Genomic DNA, 6,438 nt, shown 5'->3' on the forward strand with positions numbered 1-6,438 from the left:
TCGCTGCGGTACATCTGCCGGCGCTTGCGGCTGTCGTCGGTGATGAACTCCGGGTTCATCTCCGGGATACCGAGGAACTCGGAGAGGTCCGCCGCGTCCACCACGCGCACCTGCGGCACCATGAACTGCACCTCTTCGCGCTCGAAGGGCTGGTCGTCCACGAACACGAAGGTGTCGATGCCGATGTTGAGCGCCTTGGCGATGGCTTCGACGTTCTGGCCCTTGGCGCTCCAGTTGATCTGCGGGTGCAGGAAGAACTCGGCGATGCCCAGTGCCTCCAGGCGCGCCATCGCCCGGTCATGATCGTTCTTGCTCGCGACGCTCTGCAGGATGCCGCGCTCGTCCAGCGTGCGGATGATGTCCAGCACGCCCGGCCGCAGCTCCACGTGCTCGTCCTCGAGCAGGATGCCGTCCCACACCGTGTGGTCTAGGTCCCACACGACGCACTTCACGCCCTTGGGCTTCTTCGCCTTCTCGTCCTTCACCACCGGGATGCCGCCCACCTCCACCGCCGCCGTCCCGGTCCCGCTATCCGTGCTGTCCATGTTCCGCTCTCGCGATGGTTCGTAGGTGTTGGTGCGCGTGGGGTGAGCTCTTCGCTGCCGGAAGGTGCCCCCTCCCCCGGCCCCTCCCCCGCAAGCGGGAGAGGGGAGACCAAAACTGTGGGCCGGAAGGCCGGGGACGGGCTGATAGATCAGTGGACACGGAGGAGAAACGGCGTCCCCGCTCGGTCAGATCGTCAGCAGCTCGGGTCGACGACGCTCAGCTTCCAGCGCCGCGCCGGACGCTCGATCCGCAAACGCTCTATCCGACGCCAACCCTCCCCGCCCGCCTCGAACAAGCTCCCCTCCCCCACGCAGTTTGGGGGGAGGGGCTGGGGGAGGGGGCTACCTTCAGCCCGCCTCTAACCCTAAACCGCAGCCGCCGTCTTGCGGTCCACCAGCGCGGAGATCGCGTCGATGGTGCGGAAATTGTCCAGCTCTAGGTCGTCGTTCTCGATGGCCACGCCGAACTCGGTCTCCACGAACTGCACGAGCTGCATGGCGAACATCGAGTTCACGTAGCCGCTGGCGAAGATGTCCTCGTCGTCCGTGAGCTGGTGGTCGCGGAAGAAGCGGGTCAGGAAGGCGCGGATCTTGTCCTTGTTCATCGATCTATGCTCTCGGTGTGCGGTGGATGGGTGTGCGTTGATTCGGGAGACGGCGGCCCGTGCCGTCTCCCGCCGGCGGCGCTCAGAGAAGCTCCAGCGCCTCTTCCTCGGTCAGCGACTCCAGCTCGGCGATGATCGCGTCCTCGATCAGCACGGCGAAGCGCGCGATGGTGGGCGCCTCGAAGATCGCCTTCAGCGGCAGCTCGAGCTGGAACATCTCGCGCACGCGGGAGATGATCTGCGTGGCGAGCAGCGAGTGCCCGCCCAGCCCGAAGAAGTCGTCGTGGATCCCGATCCGGTCGATGCCCAGCAGCTCCTGCCACATGGCCGCCAGGCGCTCTTCCGTCTCGTTCGTGGGCGCGAAGTACTCCACGTCCAGGTCCGGCCGCGCGTAGCCGCCGCCTTCCCCGCCCTTGCGGACGGGCGCCGCGGCTTCGGACACGCGCAGGTTCAGGTCGCCGGTGCTGACGAGCACCTGCGCCTCGCCGGGCACCGTGAGCGCCGCGTCGAGCGCGCGGCCCGTCTCCTCGTCGCCCAGGAAGTAGTCGCCCAGCCCGTCCCCCGGCTCGCCCCAGCGGTCCCACGCCACGCTCGTCCAGGCCTGCGCGTGCGTCTGGTTGTGCCGGTGCGCGTACGCGTCGGTGAGCGCGTTGAGCGCCGCGACGCGGACGATGCCCACGCCGCCCGTCACCGCCGCCAGCGACGAGTCCAGGATGCAGAAGTCCAGCGTGCGCGACTCCAGCGCGCGCTCCATCACGTCCAGCTCGCGGGTCACGCGCTCCACCTCGGCCGCCCATGTCCCCGCCTTGGTCTCGCCGATGCCGGCGAAGTCGATCACCGCGTGCAGCGCGGTGGAGTGCAGCACGCCGTGCACGGCGCCGAAGCGCGCCTCGGCCGCGGCCAGGCCCTCCTCCACCTCGTCGGGCCGCGCGCTGTCGACCGGCAGGATCAGCACCTCGCTGCCCTCGGCCTCGAAGGCGCGCACCAGCTCGATCTGCTGGCGCATGGGGTCGCTCTCGGGCCGCGCGGCGACCACGTTGTCCCACGCGCCGCGGCCGGGGAACGCGCGCTCGAAGATGACCAGGCGCGCCTTGGCCGCGTTCACCAGGTGCGTGGCGAACAGCGCCCCTCGGCCGTTCAGGCCGTTGGTGAGCACGTACACGCCGCCCTCGCGCAGCGCCGACTTCGCGCCCGGCCGCACCTGCTCGAAGCCGCGCACCCAGCGCCGCCGCCCGCGGTACGCCACGGCGAAGTCGGAAGATGTGGAGCGCACCTCGTCCACGATCTGCCGCGCCAGCGTCTCCTCGTCCGGCCCCCCATCTCCCGGCAGCGCAACATCTACCGTGCGGACGGCGATGTTCGGGTGCTCCTGCGCGACGGCCAGGCAGCCGGCCAGCAGCGTCGCCTTGCCGGGCTCGATCGTCTCCGACCCCGTCACCTCGTGCACGCCGCTGCTCACCGCGACCACGCGCATCTGCATCTCGCGGTTGCGGCCCAGCGCGTCGGCCAGGAGCAGCAGGCTCACGTAGCCGCGCGCCTGCAACGCCCCGTCTGCCGCGAGCGTCCACGCGTGGACCACGTTGACCGGCCCGTCGGTGTCCGGCAGCGAGTCCACCAGCACGCGCAGGTCGTCGCGGCTGTCCGGGCGGGCGCTGTACCCGTCGGCCGTGCGCGCGAACCCGTCGCCCACGGTCACGACGATCATCTCCTTCGCCTCCGCCTTCAGCCCTGCCACGACGCGGGCTGCGAGGGCGGAGTCGTCCACAAGGACGATCCACTGCTCGGGCTGGGCCGCGGGGGCGAGCGAGGCGGCGGACGAGCGGCGCCAGGTGGGCACGTACAGCCACTCCGCCGCGTTCGTCTTCTTCCCGCGGCTGGGGGCGAGCGCCATCTGCGCCTCGTCGGGCGCCTCCACCCAGTAGCGCTGGCGCTCCCACGGGTAGGTCGGCAGGGCGATGCGGCGCCGATCCTCGCCCGCCCACAGCGCGGACCAGTCCGGCGTCACGCCCGCCACCCACAGGCGGCCCAGCGCGCCCAGGAAGAACGCCTGGTCTGCCTGGCGGTCGTACGGGTAGCGGATGGAGGGGACGATGGCGACGCCCGACTCGCCCTCGGCCGCAGGGCGCTGGCGGACGAAGGTGCTCAGCGTCTGCCCGGGACCGCACTCCAGCAGCACGCGTCCGGGCTCGCGCAGCAGCTCCGCCACGCCCTGCTCGAAGCGCACGGTCTCGCGCAGGTGGCGGCCCCAGTACTCCGGGTCGGTCGCCTGCTCGGCCGTGATCCACGTGCCGGTCACGTTGGAGACGAACGCGACCTTCGGCGCGGAGAGCTTCATCTTCCGAACGCGGTCCACGAACGGCGCCACCACCGGCTGCATCATCGGCGAGTGGAAGGCGTGCGTGGTGGCCAGGCGCCTCGCGACGTGGCCGGCGGACGACAGCTTCTCCTCCAGCGCAGCGATCGCATCCTCCGGCCCGGCGACCACGCAGAGCGACGGCGCGTTCACCGTCGCGATCGCCACGTCAGGCGTCAGGAACGGCCGGACGGCTTCGGGAGATGCGGAGACGGCCAGCATCGCCCCGCCGGGGAGCTGCTGGATCATCTTCGCGCGCTCGGCCACCAGGGCCAGCGCGTCCTCGAGCGAGAAGACGCCGGCGATGCACGCGGCCGTGTACTCGCCCAGCGAGTGGCCGATCACCGCCTGCGGGCGGATGCCCGTCTCCATCCACAGCTGCGCAAGCGCGTAGGAGACCGCGAAGACGGCGGGCTGCGCGACCTCGGTGCGGTTAAGGCGCTCGGTGTTCGCGTCCGGCCCGCCCGCGTCGCGGCCCAGCATGCGCCGCATGTCGAATCCGGAGGATGCGGACGGCGCCCCGGGCTCGGCCGGGGCGTCGCCGGGGTAGAGCACCTCGCGCAGGTCGAAGCCCAGGTGCGGCTTCAGGATCTCGGCACAGCGGTCCATCTCCCGGCGGAACACCGGCTCGCGCTCGTACAGGCCGCGGCTCATGTTCACGTAGTGGTCGCCCAGGCCGGGGAACATGAACGCGACGGAGCGGTGGCCCGCCTCGGCCACGCCGCTCACCACGCGGTCCGGCGTCTTTGCCGACAGCACGGCCGACGCGTCCTCGCCCTCGTGGAGCACGACCATGCGCCGCGCGGGGAAGGCGCGCCGCCCCATCTGGAGCGTGTGCGCCACGTCGGCCAGCTTCTGCTCCGGGTGCTCGCGGAGGTGGTCGGCGAGCCGCTTCGTCGCCTCGTCCAGCGCCGCGCCGCTGCGGGCGGAGATGGGGACGAGTTGCCAGGGGCGCGACGGGCCGGACTGCTTCGCGGCCGGGGCCTCCTCGAGCACGATGTGGCAGTTCGTGCCGCCGATGCCGAACGACGACACGCCCGCGCGCCGCGGCACGCCGGGCGCCGTCTTCCACTCCTTCAGCTCGCCGCTCACGAAGAACGGGGACGAGGCGAAGTCGATCTTGGGATTCGGCGACTCGAAGTGCACCGTGGGCGGAAGCTCGCGGTGCTCCAGCGCCAGCACGGCCTTGATGAAGCCGGCGATGCCCGCCGCCGTGTCCAGGTGGCCGATGTTGGTCTTGACCGAGCCCACCGTGCAGAACTGCTTGCGGTCGGTGGATGCGCGGAACGCCTTGGTGAGCGCCGCGATCTCGATGGGGTCGCCCAGCTCCGTGCCCGTGCCGTGCGCCTCGATGTACCCGATGGTCTCCGGCTCCACGCCCGCCACGGCCAGCGCCTCGCCGATCACGGCGGCCTGGCCCTCCACGCTGGGCGCGGTGTAGGCGACCTTCACCGAGCCGTCGTTGTTGATGGCCGAGCCCTTGACGACGGCGTGGATGGTGTCGCCGTCGCGAAGCGCGTCTTCCAGCCGCTTGAGGACGACCACGCCCGCGCCACTGCCCGCCTGCGCCCCGGCCGACTTCGCGTCGAACGCGCGGCAGTGGCCATCGGGCGAGAGGATGCCGCCGTGCGCCCACAGGTAGCCGGTGGTCTGCGGAACGAGGACCGACGTGCCGCCGGCCATCGCCATGTCGCACTCCCCGTGCAGCAGCGCCTGGCACGCGAGGTGGACGGCCACGAGGGACGTCGAGCAGCCGGTCTGCACGCTGAGGCTCGGGCCGCGGAGGTCCAGCTTATACGAGACGCGGGTGGAGAGGAAGTCCTTGCCGCTCCCGACGACGAGCTGGAACTCGCCGACGCTGCCGGCCAGCTCGGGGTTGCCGCGCACGTGGCGCTCGGTGTAGCCGCTGCTCCCCGCGCCGGCGTACACGCCCACGTTGCCTTCGATGCGCGACGGCTCGTAGCCCGCGCTCTCCAGCGCCTCCCAGGCGCACTCCAGGAAGAGGCGGTGCCCCGGCTCCAGCACCTCGGCCTCGCGGGGGCTGTAGCCGAAGAAGCCCGCGTCGAAGCTCTCCACGTCGCGCAGGGCGCCGATGCCCTTCACGTAGTCCGGGTGCTGCACCAGCTCGGCCGGTGTGCCCGCGGCCAGTAGCTGCTCGTCGCTGAAGAAGGAGATCGACTCCACTCCCCCGCGCACGTTCTTCCAGAAGGAGTCCACGTCGTCGGCGCCGGGGAACCGCCCCGCCATTCCGACCACCGCCACGTCGGGATCGCCGCCGTGCTCCATATCCATCACGTCGCTCATTCCTCAGTGCTCCTTGGAGTGATCCACAACCTGCCGTAATTCGCCAGCGCCACCGTTCCGAGCCCAAGCTCAGGAAGATGGCGAGCCGCACCCGCTTGCACACACTCGTCTAGCGCCAAGATCGACACGCAGAATGCCACCGGCGGGGGTGGGGAGATCGGTTGGGGCCGTGAGAGGGCCCTCACCCGGCTCGTAAAACTCGCCTGCCCTCCTCCGCAAGCGGGGGAAGGTACGGCGGTGGAGCATGCTGCGGGCTCCATGCTCTACGAACGGCCTCCTCGCGTCCGGCGCGCCGGCGACTCGCGGTGCGCGCTGCGGGGGGGGCGGGTCGAGCCACCTCCGAAGCGCCGAAAAGCTCCCGGCCGGTAGGCGCCGACCTGCGTGTCGGACCGCAGCGCGGCCGCACTCACCGCATCCGCCTCGCACCGATGGTGCGGCAGCAGCCCGCGCAGGCGGGCTTCGCGCCGTCGTAGCCCGCGGCTTCAGCCGCCAGGGCGCTACGGCCGCGACACCTCTTCCGCCGCGCCGGGATGCCCCCTCCCGCTCGCTTAGGCTCGCACCCTCCCCCGCAAGCGGGAGAGGGTTGGGGCTCCTTCGCGCACCCGAAGCTACCCGCGCGAAGAAGCACCGG

Annotated in this window: 3 protein-coding genes; all 3 read right to left on the reverse strand. The window is 71.3% G+C overall.

The genetic code is table 11. From position 1 onward, the window contains the following. A partial coding sequence (locus VFE05_01290) for an HAD-IIIC family phosphatase (protein ID HET6228678.1) occupies positions 1 to 545 on the reverse strand: 545 nt, incomplete at its 3' end. Positions 546 to 910: 365 nt separating this feature from the next. Beyond that, positions 911 to 1,150, reverse strand: coding sequence for a phosphopantetheine-binding protein (locus VFE05_01295; GenBank protein HET6228679.1), 240 nt, complete (start codon positions 1,148 to 1,150; stop codon positions 911 to 913). Positions 1,151 to 1,232: 82 nt separating this feature from the next. Then, complete coding sequence (locus VFE05_01300) at positions 1,233 to 5,807, reverse strand: beta-ketoacyl synthase N-terminal-like domain-containing protein (protein HET6228680.1); 4,575 nt, start codon at positions 5,805 to 5,807, stop codon at positions 1,233 to 1,235. Positions 5,808 to 6,438 lie beyond the last annotated feature (631 nt).

Source organism: Longimicrobiaceae bacterium, assembly GCA_035696245.1.
GTDB lineage: Bacteria > Gemmatimonadota > Gemmatimonadetes > Longimicrobiales > Longimicrobiaceae > DASRQW01.